This window comes from Methylobacter psychrophilus, assembly GCF_025583945.1.
In the GTDB taxonomy this organism is placed as follows: domain Bacteria; phylum Pseudomonadota; class Gammaproteobacteria; order Methylococcales; family Methylomonadaceae; genus Methylobacter_C; species Methylobacter_C psychrophilus.
The window spans coordinates 35,882-57,999 of the sequence record NZ_JAOEGU010000025.1 but is presented as its reverse complement, the minus strand read 5'-3'; the positions used below and the strand labels follow the sequence as shown (position 1 = coordinate 57,999).

20 protein-coding genes are annotated in these 22,118 nt (G+C 42.4%); 6 read left to right on the top strand and 14 right to left on the bottom strand.

Annotated features, from left to right (window positions below):
- Positions 1-112 precede the first annotated feature (112 nt).
- On the top strand, positions 113-919 hold the full coding sequence (locus N7974_RS12645) for a hypothetical protein (protein WP_262965967.1): 807 nt from the start codon (positions 113-115) through the stop codon (positions 917-919).
- 878 nt (positions 920-1,797) lie between these two features.
- Complete coding sequence (locus N7974_RS12640) at positions 1,798-2,418, top strand: PEP-CTERM sorting domain-containing protein (RefSeq protein WP_262965966.1); 621 nt, start codon at positions 1,798-1,800, stop codon at positions 2,416-2,418.
- Positions 2,419-2,820: 402 nt separating this feature from the next.
- Here N7974_RS12640 and mutS read toward each other — a convergent pair whose 3' ends face one another.
- Positions 2,821-5,403, bottom strand: a complete 2,583-nt coding sequence (gene mutS, locus N7974_RS12635) for a DNA mismatch repair protein MutS (protein WP_262965965.1) — start codon at positions 5,401-5,403, stop codon at positions 2,821-2,823.
- A gap of 229 nt (positions 5,404-5,632) precedes the next feature.
- Positions 5,633-6,019, bottom strand: a complete 387-nt coding sequence (locus tag N7974_RS12630; protein WP_262965964.1) for a hypothetical protein — start codon at positions 6,017-6,019, stop codon at positions 5,633-5,635.
- 413 nt (positions 6,020-6,432) lie between these two features.
- On the opposite strand from N7974_RS12630, the gene N7974_RS12625 reads away from it, so the two are divergent.
- On the top strand, positions 6,433-6,915 hold the full coding sequence (locus N7974_RS12625; RefSeq protein WP_262965963.1) for a CinA family protein: 483 nt from the start codon (positions 6,433-6,435) through the stop codon (positions 6,913-6,915).
- A 107-nt stretch (positions 6,916-7,022) separates the two neighbouring features.
- Here the strand turns inward: N7974_RS12625 and N7974_RS12620 are convergent, their stop codons facing one another.
- Positions 7,023-7,253, bottom strand: a complete 231-nt coding sequence (locus tag N7974_RS12620; protein WP_262965962.1) for a PA3496 family putative envelope integrity protein — start codon at positions 7,251-7,253, stop codon at positions 7,023-7,025.
- A 293-nt stretch (positions 7,254-7,546) separates the two neighbouring features.
- Here N7974_RS12620 and N7974_RS12615 point away from each other — a divergent pair, with 293 nt between their 5' ends.
- Positions 7,547-7,903, top strand: a complete 357-nt coding sequence (locus N7974_RS12615; protein ID WP_262965961.1) for an FUN14 domain-containing protein — start codon at positions 7,547-7,549, stop codon at positions 7,901-7,903.
- 138 nt (positions 7,904-8,041) lie between these two features.
- Here the strand turns inward: N7974_RS12615 and N7974_RS12610 are convergent, their stop codons facing one another.
- From N7974_RS12610 to cutA, 3 genes are read right to left on the bottom strand one after another with little or no spacing between them, the layout of a single operon-like run.
- Positions 8,042-8,557 carry a TlpA family protein disulfide reductase gene (locus N7974_RS12610; protein WP_262965960.1) on the bottom strand — a complete coding sequence of 172 codons (516 nt, stop codon included), beginning with the start codon at positions 8,555-8,557 and terminating at the stop codon, positions 8,042-8,044.
- Positions 8,554-10,779: a protein-disulfide reductase DsbD gene (dsbD, locus tag N7974_RS12605; protein WP_262965959.1), complete on the bottom strand. Its 2,226-nt coding sequence runs from the start codon at positions 10,777-10,779 to the stop codon at positions 8,554-8,556. The genes N7974_RS12610 and dsbD overlap by 4 nt, the downstream gene beginning before the upstream one ends.
- Complete coding sequence (cutA, locus tag N7974_RS12600) at positions 10,767-11,087, bottom strand: divalent-cation tolerance protein CutA (RefSeq protein ID WP_262965958.1); 321 nt, start codon at positions 11,085-11,087, stop codon at positions 10,767-10,769. Before cutA ends, dsbD begins: the two co-directional genes overlap by 13 nt.
- 149 nt (positions 11,088-11,236) lie before the next feature.
- On the opposite strand from cutA, the gene N7974_RS12595 reads away from it, so the two are divergent.
- Entirely contained in the window at positions 11,237-11,674 is a 438-nt protein-coding gene (locus N7974_RS12595; RefSeq protein ID WP_262965957.1) for an FxsA family protein, read from the top strand.
- 63 nt (positions 11,675-11,737) lie between these two features.
- Here N7974_RS12595 and N7974_RS12590 read toward each other — a convergent pair whose 3' ends face one another.
- Positions 11,738-11,974 carry a YgaP family membrane protein gene (locus N7974_RS12590; RefSeq protein WP_262965956.1) on the bottom strand — a complete coding sequence of 79 codons (237 nt, stop codon included), beginning with the start codon at positions 11,972-11,974 and terminating at the stop codon, positions 11,738-11,740.
- A gap of 104 nt (positions 11,975-12,078) precedes the next feature.
- On the opposite strand from N7974_RS12590, the gene uvrD reads away from it, so the two are divergent.
- Positions 12,079-14,268 carry a DNA helicase II gene (gene uvrD, locus N7974_RS12585; protein ID WP_262965955.1) on the top strand — a complete coding sequence of 730 codons (2,190 nt, stop codon included), beginning with the start codon at positions 12,079-12,081 and terminating at the stop codon, positions 14,266-14,268.
- Between the two features lie 122 nt (positions 14,269-14,390).
- Here uvrD and pyk read toward each other — a convergent pair whose 3' ends face one another.
- From pyk to N7974_RS12550, 7 genes are all read right to left on the bottom strand, one after another.
- On the bottom strand, positions 14,391-15,839 hold the full coding sequence (pyk, locus tag N7974_RS12580) for a pyruvate kinase (RefSeq protein WP_262965954.1): 1,449 nt from the start codon (positions 15,837-15,839) through the stop codon (positions 14,391-14,393).
- A gap of 12 nt (positions 15,840-15,851) precedes the next feature.
- Positions 15,852-16,865 (bottom strand): type I glyceraldehyde-3-phosphate dehydrogenase, encoded by a 1,014-nt coding sequence (gap, locus tag N7974_RS12575; RefSeq protein WP_262965953.1) that lies wholly within the window; start codon positions 16,863-16,865, stop codon positions 15,852-15,854.
- 197 nt (positions 16,866-17,062) lie between these two features.
- Positions 17,063-17,941, bottom strand: a complete 879-nt coding sequence (locus tag N7974_RS12570) for a carbohydrate kinase family protein (RefSeq protein WP_262965952.1) — start codon at positions 17,939-17,941, stop codon at positions 17,063-17,065.
- A gap of 41 nt (positions 17,942-17,982) precedes the next feature.
- Positions 17,983-19,167: an O-succinylhomoserine sulfhydrylase gene (locus tag N7974_RS12565; RefSeq protein ID WP_262965951.1), complete on the bottom strand. Its 1,185-nt coding sequence runs from the start codon at positions 19,165-19,167 to the stop codon at positions 17,983-17,985.
- A 111-nt stretch (positions 19,168-19,278) separates the two neighbouring features.
- Complete coding sequence (gene purF, locus N7974_RS12560; RefSeq protein ID WP_262965950.1) at positions 19,279-20,778, bottom strand: amidophosphoribosyltransferase; 1,500 nt, start codon at positions 20,776-20,778, stop codon at positions 19,279-19,281.
- A 26-nt stretch (positions 20,779-20,804) separates the two neighbouring features.
- A complete protein-coding gene (locus N7974_RS12555; protein WP_262965949.1) occupies positions 20,805-21,296 on the bottom strand; it encodes a CvpA family protein in 492 nt (163 codons plus the stop codon).
- 49 nt (positions 21,297-21,345) lie between these two features.
- Positions 21,346-22,113: an SPOR domain-containing protein gene (locus N7974_RS12550; protein WP_262965948.1), complete on the bottom strand. Its 768-nt coding sequence runs from the start codon at positions 22,111-22,113 to the stop codon at positions 21,346-21,348.
- Positions 22,114-22,118: the final 5 nt, after the last annotated feature.

Genomic DNA, 22,118 nt, shown 5'->3' with positions numbered 1-22,118 from the left:
TTCCTCAGAGCATATTAGAGATTTAGCATTTGTATGTTATTTATTTTATTTTTGTTTTTTTTTTTTCACTGGTATTACTGATACTTGTTAATTTTTTATAGGATACTTTAAGATGAATTTTCTAAAGAAAAAACCCCTCCTGGCACTTGTTACCATTACTTTAGTCGCTGTTGCACAGTCTGCTATCGCATCGTCCTCCGCACAAGCTACTATAAACTGGGACAGTTTGAATGTAAAAATAATTGATTTGTCCAATGGCTTGAATGCGCCAGTATTTAATTGGTTATCTGAAAGTGGTAACGTTAGATCTAATAGCGATACCCGTATACCTTATGATAGTCAAAGTGATTCTAATTATATACCTGATTTTAGCTCGACGCTGTCGACCAATACGGTAACTGCATCGGCGCAAAGTAGTACGCTGAGAAATACCGCTGTGTTGCAAGCCTATGCAGCCAGTCAACCAAGCACTTTGATTAATTATTATGAGAATACTGCTTCTGCTTCTGCTCAAAATTTCGGTAATTTTAGCCTTACCGGTTATGGTATTGCGCTAATTACCCTTGATTGGAATGTATCAGTAACCGGAGTCATCAATGACTCGTCAGATTATAGTTATGCCCAGGCATTTATCAACGGAAGTTTATTCGACGGCAATTATGGTTCTGGTTCAGCGAGTTCAACCAGTTCAGGTAATAGCAGTGCTGATAACGGCTCATACAGTGAAAATGGCACCTTCAGCTTTGCCATATTTGGTAATGGAAGTAACAATATCACAGGCGATATTAATGCCGTCGCTTATGTATCTTCTGTTAGCTCACTTTCACAAGTCCCCCTTCCAAGTGCCGTCTGGTTGTTTTTGTCCGCTTTCATAGGTGTTTTAGGTTTAACCCAGCGCAAAGTTGCATCGATTGCCTAAAACAGTCAGAGGAAATGTCTGGCTGGCAACTTTTTGCTGTTTTTACTGTATATTTATTTCTGCGGAACGGGGCTGATTTATTCTACTGAGTCTTGGGTGATAGGCAGGCTAAATTACGATCTATTAATTGTGGTGTCAAAGCAGAAGAAATCTACTTTGACCGGGCTTGTGTAGTTAACAAATTTACAAGCTAGTTACACCACCAAGCCCTAATCACGTTTTTAAAGCAGCACCGGTTGGTTAACCGCTTTATCGTTAACCCAACACATTGATGCAATAACGTTTGAGTTGCAAAAAACGCAACCCAATCCAACCCAACCCAAGCGACTTCAAATGCTTCGGTCAGGACTGCAAATCCTGACCGGCATCATTTCAGACTTTAAAGGTTTGGCCATTGCATCGGCATCAATAGGTTTGCAAAAACGAAAGAACCAACCTTGAGTTATTAAGCGACAACCCAAACCTTTTCTTCTGCTTACTGTACCCGGATATGAGGCCTGATTAATTCTATGAATTATTTTAAGGTAGCAGTACTACAATCTGCCCCATCAATTTGATTGCTTCTTTTGCCATTAATTCGCTCAAACCAAGGACGTGTGAAGTTTACAAGACCTTTAATTCATTGCTGGATATCGAACTATAATGTAAATATAAATAACCATAGAATGCAATTATTTATATTTTGTTGCAATATAGATTATAAAAATATAATCTAAACGCCTCACGTTTCACGCCTCATCTTAAGACCTTTAAACTGGACGTAAATATAGGCATAAGTGAATGTGGGTATAGTTGCTGTGGCAATCAGTAGCCCAGTTAGACTTTTTTCTGAAAAGTTGGTTGGGCTGTAATTTAAATATAAAAACAAAAAAATTATTATGAATATATTCACTTCACTTTCTAAAATTGCAACACTATCATTAGCTGTGCTGGCATTTAACGTACACCAAGCACAGGCTTCAACAACATTAACCAGCAATATAAATGTAGATAACACATTTAATGAATACATTAGCTCAAGTGCTACTGATCTAACAAGCGCAACACTCATTCAGTCTGGTCAAGACTGGCCGACAACATACAGCTCTGCCAACATCATCACTGGGGCAACGCAATATTTGATAATCGAAGCAGTCAATCAGGGAGGTCCTGGTGGCTTTTTGGGTAGTTTCTCTTTATCAGGCTCAGGTTACCAGTTTGCCAATGGCACGCAGTCCCTCTTAACCGGTGATTCTGTATGGTCTCAATCATCAACTATCAACGGTATATATACTGCTGCTACTAACGAAGGTCTAAACGGAGTAAGTCCATGGGGATATCGGTCGGCCAATAATCCAAACGCACAATGGATTTGGAACTACTATTCAAACAACAGCGGTGATTTTAATACCGTGTATTTTTCAACTGCAATCAGTGCAGTCCCAGTACCCGGCGCAGTCTGGTTATTTGCATCGGGCTTGTTAGGTTTAGGCGCTTTACGTAAAAAGGCTCAAGCATAATTTTATCCAAGCTCGCATGACACCATGACAGTCCTCGCGTCATGGTGAGCCAAACAAAGCCATCTCATCTGAGGTGGCTTTTTTTATACTAAAAAGCCGGTTAGGGCCTGTAAAATTCATCACGCCAAACGCTGTATATCACTGGTAATGCTCTCGAAAAAACAGGTTCATTAATTTGTAACTGACTAATTAATACTACATTAAAGTGGAATCACCCGCTATAGTACCAAGCCATCAAATCATCTAAGTCTAAGTCCATATCAAGTCTCCGCAATCAATTCGTATAACTCACTACTCCCATCCATATCACTTATCTGGTTATACAACATTGATTACCTTTTGCCTTATCTTTACTTAAGGTTTTCGTACGCAATTTAAAAAAAGCAAAGACGGACATGACGGCTACACCAAGCCCTTAAGTTTATAAATCAACTCCAATGCCTGCTTTGGGCTTAGATCATCCGGTTTGACATCTTCCAGCAAGGTGACCACGGGATGACATTCTTGCGCTGAAAATAAATCCAGTTGATTAACGCCAGTGGCTGTTTGTTGCTCGTTGTAAGCATGATCTTCCAAATGTTGTAATTTGGTCTTGGCTTTCTCTATCACTGAGCGTGGCACACCCGCTAAAGCAGCGACTTGCAGGCCGTAACTTTGACTGGCCGGGCCCTCTTTAACGGTATGTAAAAAGATAATTTTGTCGCCGTGTTCAATCGCGTCCAAATGCACGTTATGGATGGCTTTTTGTTCATCAGCCAAGGTGGTTAATTCAAAATAGTGGGTTGCAAATAACGTAAAGGCCTTGGTTTCTTTAGCCAAATGGTCGGCGCACGCCCAGGCTAAAGACAAGCCGTCAAACGTACTGGTGCCACGACCTATCTCATCCATCAAAATCAGGCTTTTTGAGGTGGCGTTATGTAGAATATTGGCCGTTTCCGACATTTCAACCATAAACGTAGAGCGACCGCTGGCCAAGTCATCGGATGCACCAATGCGGGTAAAAATTTTGTCGACAGGCCCGCAAACCAAAGTTTTTGCCGGCACATAACAGCCAATGTGCGCGATTAAAACGATAAGCGCGGCTTGGCGCATATAAGTTGATTTACCGCCCATATTAGGGCCGGTAACCACCAGCATACGACGCTGGTTTGAAAAGATAAGATCATTAGGTACAAAAGGAATGTCGGAAACCTGTTCAACGACCAGATGCCTGCCGCCTTCAATGCTTATACCCGGTTTATCCAACAGTGTCGGTTGCGATAAATTTAAGGTTTCGGCACGTTCGGCAAAGTTGACCAGTACATCCAGTTCAGCCAAGGCCGCAGCACATTGTTGCAAGGGGATTAAAGCCGTTGCAATAGTATTGAGCAATTCCTCGTACAAGGCTTTTTCAAAAGATAGTGATTTTTCCTTGGCACTGAGCACCTTATCTTCAAACGATTTTAATTCCTCGGTAATGTACCGCTCTGCACCTTTTAAGGTTTGTTTGCGGGTGTAATGCGGAGGAACTTTTGATGCATGTAAGTGGGAAATCTCAATATAATAACCGTGTACGCGATTATAATTAACCTTAAGTGTAGAAATTCCGGTTGCCGCCTTTTCGCGATTTTCCATATCAATGAGAAATTGATCGGCATTTTGGCTTAAGTGCCGCAAATCATCCAGCTCCTGATTGTAGCCTGTTGCTATAACCCCGCCGTCACGAATAAGCACCGGTGGATTATCAATGATGGCTTGCTCAAGCAGCGTTAATATTTGCGGTTGTTCACCGATTTGTTTGGCGGTGTAATTAAGCTGTTCATTAGCGCTGGTCGCAAGTGTCTGTTGTAAGGCAGGTAACACCGCAAGAGTATTACGCAAGACCAGTAAATCACGAGGACGCGCTGATTTTAAGGCGATGCGTGAGCTAATCCTTTCAATATCACCGACGTGCCTGAGGTGAGATTGTACGTCCTGATACAAATTACCATTGACTAAGCTGGCAACACAGGCATAACGATCTTTAAGAATACGTTGATCACGCAAAGGTCTGTTGATCCAGCGCCTTAAGCAGCGACTACCCATGGCGGTGGCGGTTTTATCCAACACGCCCAACAAGGTGTAGTGCAGGTTTCCTGTAGGATGATAATCCAACTCAAGATTGCGGCGACTGGAAGCGTCCAGCAATATGCTGTCAGCACTGTTTTCTGTACGGATACCTTGAATATGCGGTAATGCAGCTTGTTGGGTGTCTTTAATATACTGAAGTAAAGCGCCTGCAGCAGCAATGGCAGCCGGTAAGTTATTACAGCCAAAGCCTTTTAAATCAAGCGTATCAAATTGTTTTAACACGCGTTGTCTGGCACTTTCGTGCTCAAAATGCCACGATGGTCTTCTGCATAAACCGCTGCGTTGTTGTAAGTTTAAAGGCAGTGTCCAGTCTTCGCTAAACAGCAGTTCGGCAGGATTAAGGCGGCCCAGTTCACTGAGTAATTGGTCTTCAGATTCTACCTGTTGCAAGACAAAGCGGCCACTGGTTAAATCCAGGCTGGCAATACCGTGTTGTGCTCCTTGGCTTGAGCTTGTCAATACGCAGATAGCGACCAGTAAATTATCTTTCCGGTCTTCCAATAACGCTTCATCGGTGACGGTTCCGGGTGTCACAATTCGTACGACTTTACGTTCAACAGGGCCTTTAGAAGTTGCCGGATCACCGATTTGTTCACAAATGGCGATTGATTCACCATTTTTTAACAATCGGGCAAGATAACCTTCTGCGGCATGATAGGGTATGCCAGCCATAGGTATTGGCAAGCCTGATGAGCTGCCACGACTGGTTAAGGTAATATCCAGTAATTGTGAGGCTTTTTTGGCGTCATCAAAAAACAGTTCGTAAAAGTCCCCCATTCGATAGAATAACAGGGTATCAGGGTGGTCTGATTTGATGCGCAAATATTGCTGCATCATCGGGGTCTGCTGGTCGGCGGTTTTTTGTTTTATAATCATGGCGCTATTTTATCCGAAGTCGGATGAGGTTACATCATCGATAACGCCATATTTGTTTTATATTTTTCTATCCGTTCGCAATCTGTATATAACTTTGTAGGTCAGGCAACGGCTTTATCGTTGCCCGACATTTCAGTAGTTAAAATCGGGATGGCATCAATCTTGCGGGCTTATTACAACATAAAAATATTGGGCGCGAAAAGATGCGTCTGACCTACAGCGCTAATTATTACTTTTTATTAAAATAATAATAGCCGCCAAACTTACCTTTCAGGGTCATATTTTTATCGTCTATGTCTACTACTGTGTACTGCTCAAATCGGCTGCTACCTACAAGAGCAATTTTTAATTTACCGTCCTCTATGTCGTAAACTACCGGCGGTTGATCGTAATAAATTCCTTCGCGAGGAATATGTAATATCGTTACTTTGCCATCTTTAAATACCCAAGTGTCTTCGCGCGTAACAGATTGCTTATCGTTTAAAGAATTTTTGGTGGATTCTAATTTCCAGGTACCTTGAACTTCTTCTTTAGATTTCAAAGCAACATCCGCATAAACAACGCTTCCAAATACGGACAAACCCAATAACGCTGCTGCCAGTTTTATTTTTTTCATTATCATTTTCCTATATTAAAATTGAATAATAGCCTAATCATTCTACCCATCGATTGGTGAGAACTAAAGAATTATTGCCTTATCTAGCAAGTGATTTAGATAATACCTTTCAAAATTACAGGGAAAATGTACTTTAAAAATTAATTCAAAGCCATGTCAGCTATAGCGTAGAAATATCCTATAAAAAATTCAGTCGTTTTTTTAACGCACTCTATAACCCGACCTTTTGAAATATACGGAATGATGGGTAGCGAGGTAAAAGAGGAGAGTAGTCAGGCTTGCTGGATAATCCAAAAATCCAAAACCAAGAACGCTCGACATTAAAGCGCAACTGATCATCGGGATCTACTTGTCGGTGTTTTTTGTTTTATAATCATGACTCTATTTTATCCAAAGTCGTATGAGGTCATATCATGGATAATGAATTATTTGAAATTGCGCAGCAATTGGGTCGGTTACTAAAGTTAAACGAAAAAAAAATAGCGACAGCGGAGTCATGTACCGGCGGCTGGATTGCCCAAGTTATAACAGAAGTTTCGGGGTGCTCAGCCTGGTTTGACAGAGGGTTTGTGACTTATAGTAATGCGGCAAAAATGCAAATTTTGGGTGTCAACTCTGAGACTCTTGATAAATTTGGTGCGGTGAGTGCTGAAACGGCAACCGAAATGGTTAATGGTGCCTTAGCCCATAGTGATGCGGATTGCGCTATTGCGGTGACTGGCATAGCAGGGCCTGATGGCGGCACAGCAGAAAAACCGGTAGGCACTGTCTTTATTGCCTGGGCATACAAAAACAAGAGTGTTAAGGTGATTCAACAGAAATTAACGGGCAACAGACATGAAATTAGAAGGCAAACTGTTAAAATTGCACTTGAGGGAGTGGAGATAGGACAATAAAAAACGTAAACCCGGCATAATGCCTATGCTCGGTGTCAGTTAAATAGTATATTTCTCCATGGTGACTATAGATTGAATATAATAATAATTGTTTGATTTAGTGGCGATCAGAAGCCAAATTCAGATTCATCAAAATCGTCAAACTGTTCTTTTAAGCGCTTTTTTTCCCAATAAATTTCTATTTTTCTGCGTGAATCCCTTTTGACTGTTGCTTCTTCAATACTTTCGGTCAGTGACACAAAATCACCACCTTCAAATATATCATCGTCATCGGTATCTACTTCCGGTTTGTTTTTTGCGCTGGGTTTGGTCGCTGATTTAGAAGATGCTTTAGTCATTTTTATACTCTCCATAAAAGCTCACATTAAAATCGTAAAATGGCCGAATGTAAAGTAAAAATATATCTATGCCTATAATTCCTTGTCAAACCAATATTATGGTTACTATTGGTGAGTAAATTTTTTAGGGTAAGTATCAATATGTCGTTATATGACGTAGGTTATAAATATTTCTATAATCGCATTTTAAATGTGGGGTACCAATTAAATATTATTGCGACTGTAAGCGCACTTGGTATAATTTCGGTGATATTGATGATGTCAGATTAACGGCTACTTAACAAAAAAAGAAAATGACTTTTATAAAAAATAATTCTATTGACGTACCTTCTGCCAACGACATTTTTTCTTCGGATTTTATGATTGGTAATGTGGGAACGCCATTCGCTATTGGTTTGGCCGTGGGTTATTTTGCTAAAAAAATGCTATTGATAGCGCTATTTTTGTGTGGTGCGGCAATCGTTTTATTGTTTGTCAGTGAGCATTTTGGTATCACTGAAATAAGTAATGTTAATTTACAACAGGCTGCTGATTCAGCAACCGATGCTGTCAAACAATCAGGTGACTTTTTGGTTAAACGCCTGTCGAGCATTACCAGTAAAGGTGTTAGCGCCGCCGGCGGTTTTTTTGTTGGATTTAAGTTGGGCTAGATTTTCAAGAGAGTAATCGTTTTAAAGGTTGAGCCGTAGTGGTTAAATATTAGCGTATTTATTTAACGTGCATACCACGACCCCATAGGCTTTATTGATGGCTTGGATAATAGTCAGTTTGCCGGTAAAAAGGCCAGATTACTGAAGCAAGGGCTTAATAATCGCCATTATTTGTTCCCGTGAAAACTCACCCGGTTGCCGATGTATGATTTGTCCTTGTTGGTTAACAATAAGGGTAAAGGGGACTGCATCAACAATGTTACCTAGTTGATGAGCGAGAGCAATGCCGTTAACCTCGCCGATTAATATCGGGTAATTGATTTTAGTTGAAGCAAGGTATTTTTCAACTGATTCCTGGTCGTCTATCGCGATGCCGATAAATTGCACGCCTTTAGCGGCATATTGTTCCTGTAACGCTATAAACTCGGGTATTTCTTTAATACAGGGTGGACACCAGGTTGCCCAGAAATTAATGATGCGTATTTTTCCTTGCCACTCTGAAATATTATGTTGATTGCCTTCTACATCGGGTAAGTTAAATTCTGGTAAAGGTATTGGCTTGGTTTGTTCGGTTGGTGATAAAAATCCTCTAACCATAATGCCTCCACCCAAAGCAAGCAATGCAGCAATGATAATCAGCCCTGTTGGTTTCATAATTTTACTCGTTGTAAAGTGTTGATAAAGGTTTCAGCGTTTTGATAACCGATTACCCGGTGAGCTGCTTTTTCTTGATTGTTGGTGCTAAAAAATAAAATGGCGGGTGGCCCAATGAGGTTAAATTTTGCCAGTAAGGCTTTGTCGTCATCAGAATTTTTAGTAACATCGGCTTGCAAGAGTAAAAATCCGTTAAGTGCTTGTTTTACTTTAGAGTCTGCGAAGGTATACGCTTCCATTTCTTTACACGATATGCACCAATCGGCATAAAAATCCAGCATGACCGGTTGATGGTTCGCACTGGCTTGCTGAATTCTGGTTTCCAGGGCAGATAATGATGCCACTTTTTCAAAAACGAGTCCTTGTTCAGTCGCTTGAGCATTATTGACGCCAAAGCCTTGTAGTGGTTTTAAAGGGTTGCTGTTACCCATACTAAAGCCTATCAATAACAACAAGCCGTAGGCGAGCATCATTAAACCCAAACCTTTCCACAATTTACGCCAACCGGAACTATTCTCCGGTAGTGAATCAATGGCGCTGAGATAAATAGCCGGAAGGATTAGCAACATCGCCCATAGCAAAATAGTGATGGAAGGCGGCAAAATACGGCTGAGCATCCAGACGGCGACCGCCAGCATAATAACGCCAAAAACAGCTTTGGTTGAGTAAAGCCAGGTTCCTGCTTTGGGCAACAATTTACCCGCAGATGCGCCCAATAACAACAATGGAACTCCCATGCCCAAGCCCATGGCAAACAAGGCGCTACCGCCTAATAAAGCGCTCCCGCTTTGGCCGATAAAAATAAGTGCACCTGCCAGTGGTGCAGCAACACAGGGACCTACAATCAGCGAGGATAAGGCACCCATTATGGCAGCTCCCCAGAGCGAGCCATCACGGTGCCTTTCGCTGGAGTTATGCAGTTTGGTTTTTAGTGAGTTGGGTAGTTCCAGCTCATAAAAACCAAACATGGATAAGGACAGCAGCACAAAAATGGCACTGAACAGGACAACTATCCAGGGTTGCTGGAAAGTTGTTTGTAAATTGCTGCCGAATAATGCCGCGAGTATGCCAAACACTGTATAAGTGAAAGCGGAGGCGACGACATAACTAAGAGATAGTAAAAATGCTCTGGCGGTGGTAATACGATTGCCATGACCTACGATAATGCCCGACAAAATAGGAATCATCGGAAAAATACACGGCGTCATAGATAATAATAAGCCAAAACCAAAAAAGCTGAGTAAGGTCATCGGCAGACTGTCATTTTTTAACGATTGTACAATCTGATCTTGTTCAGAAATAGCCGGCGGTGCTTGGGTAACGGCTACCGGCGTAATGTTCTGGACAGCAGGTAGTTCCAGGTCAATTTTTTTAGTCATCGGCGGATAGCAAACGCCACGATCAGCGCAGCCCTGAAAGCCTGCTTGTAGGGTAATGGAGTTTGTTGAGCTACTTTTCCGGATAATGGGCAGGTCAAAGCCAAGTTCGTTATAGAATGTTTCAACCTGGCCAAAGGCTTCGTCGTGCTTAGGTATACCTTGAGGTATTACGTAAGGTGCTAATTGATTGCCGGTTTCATTGGTTAATTCAAGTTGGATTTTTTCACGATAAAGATAATAGCCTTTGGCAATTTCCCAGTTAACATGGATTGTGTTGGCATCTTTGATGGTCGCAAAAAATTGGAAGGCCTGTTCAGCAGGCAATAATTCATCTTGAGTGGCGTCAAGTTTTAATCCGGGAAGTTTCTTTAGCAGGCGCTCAAGTGGATTATCATTAGCGCCCGGTGTCGCTACGGGTAAAATAATATCAATGATTTTCTTCTGCGGGGGATAACAGATGCCTCTATCGGCACAGCCTTGATATTGTACCAGCAGCTTTATGGACGGAGTTTGGTTTGCCACTATTAAAGAGACCGGTATTTGTAGATGGTTACGGTAAATAACAACATCGCCAAAGTTTTCATCGTGTTTGGTTTTACCGGCCGGAAAAATAGGGGGCACTATCCGTATTTGTTCAGTTTTGGAGGTAAACTGAATTTTATTGCTATAAAGGTAATAACCTTCGGCAATATCCCAGGAAATTTCAAGCTGATCGGTTGTGATTGCTTTGACAGAAATTTTAAATGCCTGATCGGGAGGCAGTAGTTCTTGTTCAGCCACTGCAACAGCTGAATGCGTCAACAATAAGATAAAACAGAAAAAAATTGGTTTTAAGAATGGCATGAATCAATCCAATGCAGATATTCAGGTAAGCCGCTTTCAACAGGGACGGCAATTATTTCAGGAAGCTCGTAAGGATGGTGCTTTTTTATAGTCATTTCTATCGCTTGATAACTATTTTTATTGGCTTTAATCAATAATAAATATTCCTGGGCGGATTCTGTTTGTTCTTGCCAGCGATAAACAGAAGTAATACCCGGCAAAATGTTGACACAAGCAGCCAGCTTATCATCGACAAGTAAGTGGGCAATTTTTTCTGCGGTATTTTTATCGGGGCAAGTACAAAGCGTTATTTGATACTGAGTCGGCATTTTTTTGGATAGTAATACGCAAGGATGGATATTATCCTAGAAATTATACTGGATTGCCTTTATATTGTAGTTATAAGGTTAAAGATGCAAGTAGTAAGACGTAAATAGCCGGTTTTTAGCCGTTATTATAATAACTTAAGAGTGTGTAGATGAAAGTTTTTCAAATTTTGTTTTTGGTGGTTTTGATTATTCCCTTTGCGGAAATTTATTTGCTGCTACAAGTAGGTAGTATTATTGGCGCTTTACCGACTATTTTTTTAGTGGTATTTACTGCTGCATTGGGTGCCTGGTTATTAAGAATGCAAGGCTTCGCCACTTTTCGGCGGTTTCAGGAGAATCTTGCGCAAGGCGTGATACCTGCTTATGAAATGATTGAAGGCCCGATTATTCTGTTGGGTGGTTTATTGTTGTTAACCCCCGGATTTATTACCGATATCTTGGGCTTTATTTGTTTAATTCCGCCTTTACGCAAAAAACTTGCCCAGTATGTGATTGAAAATCGTCTTATTCAGGCTGGAGGACCTTTTCAGCAAGAAAAAACCGCTGAAAAAAATATTTTGGAAGGTGAGTTTCACAAGGATGAGTAAAGCAGTAAAAAGCTGTCAGGCGCAAGGAAAAAGGGACTTATTCAACTTGCGCCTTTGTGTTTGTTAGCTGTTTGTAGAGCTATCGTCAGTGGTACAGGTGTTTTTGTTAAACCCTGAGTATGCAGGGCACCAGCCGGTAAATCCGGTTGCAAGAATAATCATGCCAATCAGTAAAAAAGCAATTGAGGCGGTAAAAATTGAAACTGCAATTAATGCAGCGCCTCCGTATATGCGGTATTTTTTCTCTTTCTCGCCGATATTGTGTTCAAATTTAATCATACGCTTATAATCAAAACTCATCTTAATCTCCTTCTGTTTAATTGTTATTATTAAAGTAATGGTTTTTTAGCCATTGTAATTTCAAACAATATACACAGCTCTAAAAAATGTGCAAGCGATAACAAATGGATATTACAAAAATTATAGACCCTCTTAATGATGCTCAACGTCAGGCGGTGACTGCACCCGCTCAAGCCATGCTGGTATTAGCTGGCGCGGGCAGTGGAAAAACCCGGGTATTAGTACATCGTATTGCCTGGCAGATACAGGTAGAAGGCTTATCTGCGCAAGCCATTTTGGCGGTAACTTTTACCAATAAAGCCGCAAAGGAAATGCGCGGAAGAATTGAGGAGCTGCTTAACATACCTGCTCATACTTTATGGATAGGTACTTTTCACGGGATAGCGTACCGTTTATTAAGGCGACATGCAAAAGAGGCGAAATTACCGGAGACCTTTCAGATTATGGATTCGGGAGACCAACTAAGAGTTATCAAGCGTTTGTTAAACACGCTTAACTTTGATGACTCCAAGTGGCCGCCACGGGAAGTGCAATGGTTTATCAATGCACAGAAGGATGAGGGTATCAGGGCGCGGCATATGGTCGAGACAGGTGATATGCAGCAACGGCAAATGCTGGGAGTTTATCGAGCTTACGAGGAGCTTTGTGATCGTTCCGGTTTGGTGGATTTTGCCGAGTTATTATTACGTGCACATGAATTGTTACGCGATAACCAGCATTTGCTGGATTTTTATCAGCAGCGTTTCCGGCAGGTTCATGTTGATGAGTTTCAGGATACCAATACCATCCAATATGCCTGGCTCCGACTATTGACAGATGGCAGGGACAACCTGTTTGTGGTCGGTGATGACGATCAGTCTATTTATGGCTGGCGTGGAGCAAAAATTGAAAATATTTACAGCTTTCAAAAACATTATCCCAATCATCAGGTCATCAAGCTGGAACAGAATTATCGCTCCACTGGCACCATCCTTAAGGCGGCTAACCAGATAATTGCCAATAATGCCGGACGTATGGGTAAAGAGTTATGGACCAATGCCGGTGACGGCGATTTAATCTCTTTGTATACGGCTTTTAATGAGCAGGATGAGGCTTATTTTGTAGTCGAGCGTATCAGAGCCTGGGTCAAAGAAGGCGGGCTTGCTGCGAGCGGAGCCGAACGGCTTCGCAGTGATACGGCTATTTTATATCGATCTAATGCCCAGTCCCGGCAGTTTGAAGAAAAATTGATGGCTACCGGTACACCTTACCGTGTTTATGGCGGGTTACGCTTTTTTGATCGCGCAGAAATTAAAAATGCACTGGCTTATCTGCGGCTTATGTCCAATCGCCATGATGATGCCTCCTTTGAGCGGGTTATTAACACGCCAACGCGAGGCATAGGCGCTAAAGCTATCGATGATATACGCAGTATAGCCCGTGATCAGACTCTGTCATTATGGGCTTCAGCGATTGTGTTGATTAATCAGCGAACCATGACAGCACGCGCCACCAACGCCTTAATTGGCTTCATGGAACTAATCAAGCTATTAACCAAAGAAGCGGATGGTCTGGAGCTTTATGAAAAGGTTAAGCTGGTTGTTGAAAAATGCGGATTGATTGAGCTTTACAATAAAGAGAAAATGGACAAAGGCGAGGAGAAAATAGAAAACCTCGAAGAGTTAGTCAACGCGGCGCGTCTTTTTGATTTTGATCAGAATAACGAAGAGAATATGGGGGAGCTGGATATGTTTCTTAGCCATGCTGCCCTGGAGTCGGGCGATAGTCAGGCGGATGATTTTGATGACTGCGTGCAACTTATGACCATTCATTCTGCGAAAGGCCTGGAGTTTAAGTTGGTTTTTCTGGTGGGTATGGAAGAGGGCTTGTTTCCGTCACAACAATCTGTCGATGATGTTGTCCGCTTGGAAGAGGAGCGTAGGCTTTGTTATGTCGGTATTACCCGGGCCATGCAGCAATTATATTTAACTTATGCCGAATCCAGACGCTTATATGGTCGTGAAACTTATCCCCGTCCGTCACGATTTTTACGCGAAATTCCTTCTGAATTTTTGCAGGAAGTGAGGCTGAGGGCGACAATTAGTCGTCCGGTTACCGCAGTAAAACCGAAAGCACTATCGTTACAGGTAACAGGAAGTTATAAGCTTGGACAGCGAGTGGGTCATGCCAAATTTGGTGAAGGCACAGTCTTGCAACTGGAAGGATCCGGTGCGCAGGAAATGGTGCAAATTAATTTTAAAGAGGTAGGCGTTAAATGGCTAATGCTGGCTTATGCCAAGTTGGATGTTTTGTAGCGGGAGTCTTGTCGAGTGCTTAAGCCCGTTTTTATAGCGGTAGATCTGCTTTCCACTATATTCAGTAAAACCAAAAGCAACTCTGCACCCGGATAATAATCCAGATGCAGAATCGATCAGTATTAAGGCGTTAAACCTTGTCCAAGGACAATAACTTTTAACGCATTAGTGCCGCCTTCTATACCCGTCAAGTCGCCTTTAGTGATAATGAATTTGTCGCCGTCTTTTGCTTTGTTCCATCTTCTAAGCTCTTTAACAATACTGCGGTTCACTTCAGCATGATCCTGAGTGTCCTCAATTTTAAAGTACATAGGGAAAACGCCGCGAAATAAGGTGACTTTACCTAAGGTTTTTTCCTGGCTGCTAAACGCAAAAATAGGAATGCCAGAACTGATTCTGGACATAGATAGCGGTGTTGTGCCGGACTCGGTTAGCGCTACTATACCTCTAATTTTGGTATGGTTAGCCATATACATAGCTGACATGGCGATAGCTTCATCATCGCGCTCAAATTGAATATTGATGCGGTGATCCGATTCACGAACGCTTTTTTGCTTTTCTGCTTCTATGCAAATCCGGTGCATGGCTTCAACAGCTTTTATGGGGTAGTTTCCGGAAGCTGTTTCCGCTGACAACATAATGGCATCAGTACCGTCATAAACGGCATTGGCAACATCAAATACTTCAGCCCGCGTAGGAATCGGATTTTCGATCATGGACTCCATCATTTGTGTTGCGGTAATAGCGACACGATTGAGTTCCCGCGTACGTTTAATCAGTAATTTCTGTACGGCAGGCAAGTTGGCATCGCCAATTTCAACGCCCAGATCGCCACGAGCTACCATTACGGCATCAGATGCCAGAATGATTTCATCCATAACGTCTGGAACTATTGCTTCTGCACGTTCAACTTTAGAAACAATACCTGCATAACAGCCTACTGCTTCCAATAAACGACGTGCTTCATTAAGATCTTCAGCGCAACGTGGAAAAGAGATCGCTACATAATCGCAATTCATGAGAGCGATAGTTTTGATGTCTTCTTTATCTTTTTCAGTTAATGCCGCTGCAGAAAGACCGCCACCCATCAGGTTTATGCCTTTATTGTTGGATAGCGCGCCACCGACAATAACGGTACAGTTAACACGCATATCAACAACATCAACAACATCCAGCACAATACGACCATCATCCAGCAACAGTCTGCTACCGGGTTTAACTTCCAAAGCCAAAGGTTCGTAGGTAATACCAACCTGAGTATGATCGCCAGCGGTAGGATCAAAGTTGATATCCAGGGCAAAATCCTGGCCTTCATTTAAAAATATTTTGGTATCTTTAAATCGGGCAATACGAATTTTAGGGCCTTGTAAATCTGCCAGAATACCTACGCGTCTACCGGTTTTTTTGCTGAGTGCACGAACAGCATCAGCTCTGTCGAGATGATCTTGAGCAGAACCATGAGAAAAGTTCATCCGGACAACGTCAATACCTGCCTTGAATAAGCCTTCAAGTACACCTGGCTTATCAGTTGCAGGGCCGAGTGTGGCTAAAATTTTGGTTCTTCTTAACATTAATTAAATCCGTTATTTAGCATTTACAAGAGCAATAGTGGTATCCAGCATGCGATTTGAGAAACCCCATTCGTTATCATACCAGGATAGAACTTTTACCAAGCGTCCACCCGATACTTTAGTCAGTGGTGCTTCGTAAATAGAGGATGCAGGATTATGATTAAAATCAATAGAGACCAGCGGTCTGTCGTTGATATCCAGAATACCTTTTAAGGTGCCTTTAGAGGCCGCTGTCAAAATTTCGGTAACTTCTGCTACGCTGGTGTCTCTGGCGGCATAGAAAGTTAAATCAACAACAGAAACATTGATGGTGGGTACACGCATGGCAAAACCATCCAGTTTTCCAGCCAGTTCAGGCAATACCAAACCAACAGCCGCAGCAGCCCCGGTTTTGGCAGGAATCATCGATTGTGTGGCTGAACGGGCACGACGTAAATCGCTGTGATAGACGTCAGTCAGAACCTGGTCATTAGTATATGAATGAATAGTCGTCATTAAACCACTTTCAATACCAATGGCGTCATTTAAAGGCTTTACAATCGGTGCCAGACAGTTGGTTGTGCATGATGCGTTGGAAATAACGGTATCAGATGCTTTCAGGGTGTTGTGGTTTACGCCAAATACGATTGTTCCGTCAACATCATCGCCACCTGGGGCTGAAATAATGACTTTTTTTGCGCCAGCAGTAATGTGTGCTGATGCTTTAGCTTTACTGGTGAAAAAACCGGTACATTCATGAACAACATCAACATCCAGCTCAGCCCAAGGCAGTTTTGAAGGATCTCTTTCAGAGAAAACTCTAATTTTGTCGCCATTAATAACAATGTAGTCGCCATCAACAGTAACTTCAAAGGGAAATTTTCCATGTACTGAATCGTATTGTGTCAGGTGAGCATTGGTATTGCTGTCACCTAAGTCATTGATCGCAACTATTTGGATTTCATTGGTACGGCCTGACTCGTATAATGCGCGGACGATATTGCGTCCAATACGACCATAACCATTGATTGCAACTTTAATTGGCATTGAGTATCTCCAGAGTGATAATGTGAAAAATTATTAAAACAGGTGTATCTAAGCTTTTAAAGGGTATAACTATACCAAAATAAAGGGTGTTTAGTCTATTGATGATAACGACAAGGTTTGTTGTCAGTACCTGAAGTTTGTTTACCTCGCTTTGCCATTTTAGCGCTGTCAGTGCAGGTTTATAACGGATTCATTTTTTAACACTTGAACAGTATCTGGTGCTCTTCCTTTGAAGGCAGTCCTGAACGGCCACCTATTTTTGTGCAACACAGTGCGCCAGCAGCACTGGCGTAGCGCAACCCGTCAAGCCAGTTCATTTTTGAGGCAATGGCCGCTGCAAATGCGCCATGAAAAGCATCCCCTGCGCCAGTCGTATCAATGGCATTAACAGAAAAAGCCGGCAAGACTCCTCGCTCTTGGCCACGTTGCCAGATCAGGCCTTTTTCGCCCAAAGTAATGATAACCGTTGGAGAATTTTTCGCTAATCGAGTTAAGGCTGTCTTTTCATTACCTGCAAATTGCCTGGCAAATTTTTCGGAGCAAACCAGATAATCTACCTGTTCCATTAAAGCTAACGTGCCTTCATGAACGGAGCCTGCATCCAGTACGGTAGGCACAGGCTCATTACGCATTGTTTTTAACAGGGATAAAGATAACTGTGGTTCGTGGCCATCGAACAAAATGACTTTGGGTGTCATATCTGAGAAATCAATGGCTCCTGAAAGCAGTGGGCTTGTTTCACCTTTGTAATTAATTAAAGCCCGTTTTCCGTCCGGTTTGACTAGAACGGTAGATAGCGGGGTAGCGGAGATACCACGAATAATAAGATCAGTGTTAACACCATATTGGCGTAGTTCCTGATAGTGTTTTTCGCCATAAATGTCTTGTCCAAGGTAGCCGGCAAAGGCCGCTTTGAAGCCAAGTTTGGCAACGATTACGGCAGCGTTGGCGGCAGGGCCGCCTCCGCAACTTACCAAGCTTTCTGCGACAATTTTTTCATCTTCGCCAGGGTGGTGATCGACCGAAAATACCAAATCATAAGAAGCGTGGCCCACACAAAGTACGTCGATGTTCATGATGGAAAGATGGCTGGTAGTGGTGTGAAAAATTTATGTCTCTATGCCAAGCCTTTTAAAATATCATTTTTTATATCAGTTATCGCTTCCAGTCCGACTGAAATTCTGACCAAACCATCTTTAATACCTGCTGCCGCTCTCGCTTCAGGCATTAACCGGCCATGTGTGGTTGTCGCAGGATGCGTTATGGTTGTTTTAACATCGCCCAGATTTGCCGTGATTGATATCATTTCTGTCGCATCAATTAATTTCCAGGCTTCTTCCTTACCACCGTGAACTTCAAAACTGACAATCCCGCCAAATTGACTTTGTTGACGCTTTGCCAGTTCGTGCTGTGCGTGAGATTGCAAGCCGGGATAGTGAACTTTGGCTATGGCCGGTTGTTGTTCCAGAAATTTGGCTAACTCAAAGGCATTGTCACAGTGTGCTTTCATTCTGATGGCCAAGGTTTCCAGTCCTGATAAAAATACCCAGGCATTAAACGCACTCATGGTTGCGCCACCGGTACGTAGATAAGGATAAATGGCTTTTTCAATGATTTCATCACTGGCTATAACAGCGCCACCTACGCAGCGACCCTGACCGTCTATGTACTTGGTTGCTGAATGGATAACAATATCAGCCCCTAAATCAAAAGGCTTTTGTAGAATAGGAGTGCAAAAACAATTATCAACAATCAGTAAGCAATTGTGCGCGTGGGCAATATCGGCTAATGCTGAAATATCAGCAATTTCAATTAATGGATTGGACGGTGTTTCCAGAAATAAAAACCGGGTGTTGGGCTTGATAGCAGATTCCCATGCCGCCGTATCTATTAAATCAACAAAATCGGTTTCAACGCCAAATTTTGCGAAATAATTTTGGAATATCAAGACGGTATTACCAAACACACCGCGAGAACACACGACATGATCCCCTGCTTTAAGAAGTCCCATACCCACTGCCATAATCGCCGCCATTCCGGATGCAAATGCCAGGCAACGCTCACCGTTTTCCATCAAGGCCAATCTTTCCTGAAAGGCATCGACTGTTGGATTGGTAAACCTTGAATAGATATTGCCCGGTTTTTTTCCGGTAAAGCGCAAGGCGGCTTCTTCGGCACTTTTAAACACATAACTGGAGGTCGCAAAGATAGGTATGCTGTGCTCATCTTCATGAGTACGCTTATGTCCGGCTCTTATGGCCTGAGTTTCTAAAGAATAGTCGTTCCAGTTAATGTCTTTCATAAATAGAGATTTAAGGTAAAAGGTTTAATGTAAAAGGTTAATGGCTAAAGGCAAGCAGCGATTACGTTAAATATCAGGTTCTTTAACCTTTCACCTTGTACCTTTTACCTGCTATAACATTTCAATAAGTGAGTTATCGGCGTTGCGATCCGCTTGGGCATTGTCGTTGCGTAATGCCTCGGTACGTTCCAGATAGGCGTCATCAATATCGCCGGTAATGTATTCTTTGCTGAAGCATGAGGTATCAAAATGCTGAATGTCGGGGTTGCCTTTGCGAACCGCCTCAATCAAGTCAGCAAGATCCTGATAAATCAAGCGATCGGCACCGATTGCTTCGCACACTTCAGCTTCGGTACGATTATGTGCAATCAATTCGTGGGCTGCAGGCATATCAATACCATAAACATTGGGAAAGCGAACCGGTGGCGCAGCAGATGCAAAGTAGACCTTTTTAGCGCCGGCATCGCGTGCCATCTGGATAATTTGTGCGGAGGTTGTACCTCTTACTACAGAATCATCAACCAGTAAGACAGTTTTGCCGTCAAATTCAAGATCTATGGCATTGAGTTTTTGTCTGACCGATTTTTCACGCATTTTTTGTCCAGGCATAATGAAGGTTCTGCCGATATAACGGTTCTTCATAAAGCCTTCACGATACTTGACACCCAGCTTGTTAGCCATTTGCAAGGCAGCAGTTCTACTGGTATCGGGTATGGGAATTACCACATCAATATCGTAATCAGGCCACTCTCTGATAATCTTTGCGGCCAGTTTATCGCCCATACGCAGACGTGCTTTGTATACTGAAATGTCGTCAATAATTGAATCCGGGCGGGCAAAATAGACATACTCAAAAATACAAGGGCAATGGTCTGTTTTTTCAGCACATTGCTTGGTATGCAATACGCCTGATTCTTCAATAAAAACGGCTTCACCAGGTTCTATATCGCGAATAAGATCAAAACCTAATAAATCGAGTGCGACACTTTCTGAGGCAATCATGAAATCTTGACCTTGTTCGGTTTCTCTTACCCCAAATACTACGGGTCTGATTCCGTGAGGGTCTCTAAAGCCCACAACCCCAAAGCCTGCGATCATGATAACGACGGCATAAGCGCCACGGCAGCGCCGATGAACGCCCGCTACCGCCTGAAAAACATCATCGATACTTAATTCCAGTTTACCCAGACTTTGTAGTTCATGAGCAAAAACATTTAACAGGACTTCAGAATCGGAGTCGGTATTAATATGTCGAAGATCTTCTACAAACAGGGCTTTTTTTAATTCCTCGGTATTGGTTAAATTACCGTTATGTGCAAGTGTCAGTCCGTAGGGAGAGTTTACATAGAACGGCTGCGCTTCCAGCGAACTGGTACATCCCGCCGTTGGATAGCGAACATGGGCGATACCCATGTTGCCTTTTAATTTCAGCATCTGCGAATTGGTAAACACATCGCGGGTCAAGCCATTATCTTTGCGTAAATGTAAACGGCCGTTCTCACAGGTGACTATGCCAGCGGCATCTTGGCCGCGATGTTGCAAGACAGTTAATGCATCATAGAGTTCTTGATTAACAGCTTGATGTGAAACGATAGCAGTAATACCACACATAATTTTTACTTGAATTTATATAGTTGTTAACGATAATGAATATATTCAGCCAGCCCTGACGGAATATGGTCGCGTGACCAAATGGCGGATGTTTGAAAAGGTGGCAGTAATGTTGATTCTTGCCACCAAAGATCATCCGGTAAAGCGGTTAGCCCGGCCAGTATAACCAATACAAGAACAACGACCATACCGTGTAAGGCACCAAAAACCATTCCCCCCAAACGATTGGTAAAGTTTAAAGTAGTTTTTTTGATGGAGTCACCCAAAAGCATCCGAATTAAACTACCAACAATCAGGGTTATCAAAAACAACAATAAAAAAGCGGCAGTGATTTTAGGTAAAGGATTATTGATAAGTGGTTTCAGAAAAACAGAAAATTCACGGCTAAAATTTAAACCAACCCCGATTGCCAGTAACCATAATATTAACGAAAAAAATACAGGGCCGAGACCCCGTATGAATCCGCTTATAACAGTAATAAAAACCAGTCCGGCAATGACATAATCTATCCAGATCATTGTTTGTTTTGGTTTATCAAATTCAATGTGTGGATTGACTCATCCTATGTTACTCAGCAATCAGAAGGGATTGGATTTTTTGGCTATCCATTTTTGCCTTCATTTCCAGAGCACGTTTCTTGTCAAGTACCGGACCGACTTTAAGCCGATATATGGGCGTATTGCCTGAACCTTTAGTCACATCAAGGGTTACTGGCAGTCCTTGTTTACGTAAAGTTTCCATCAGGGACATGGCATTTTCTTTTTTACCAAAGCTACCGGCTTGAATAGTCCAACGACTGAATTCAGACTTTGGTTTTACTGCCTTAACCGCTGATTTTTCTGTGGTATTAACGGTAGCAGGTGTTGTCGGCTTTACTTTTGTAACAGCTTTAGCGGTATTTGATTCAGTTTTTTTTAGGGTTGTTACCGGTTTAGGTGGTTCGTCTACTATGTCGGTATCCAAAGACGTCGATGCGCCATCATTGCCATTTGCACTAGCTACGGGTTCGCCCAGGTCTTCAGTATCGACTTGAGGTTCATCATCTAAAGGCGCTTCCGGAGTAAGTTGATTACTTGAAGATAGCTCAGACTCTTCTTCTGTGTTCACAACAGTTTCAGAACCCGCATCAGGAGCATTTAAAATCTGGTTGACATTGGTCGGTAATTTGTTTGCCGACTCTTCTCCCGTTTTAACCGGTGTTGGAGGGATAACCAGTTCACTGATTGATTGGCCGCTATTATCAATAGGGTCATCAAACAGCATGGGAATGAAAATGGCAGCCAGAGCCGTAACAACTATAGCGCCAATTAACCGTTGTTTTAATTCTTGATTCATTTTGT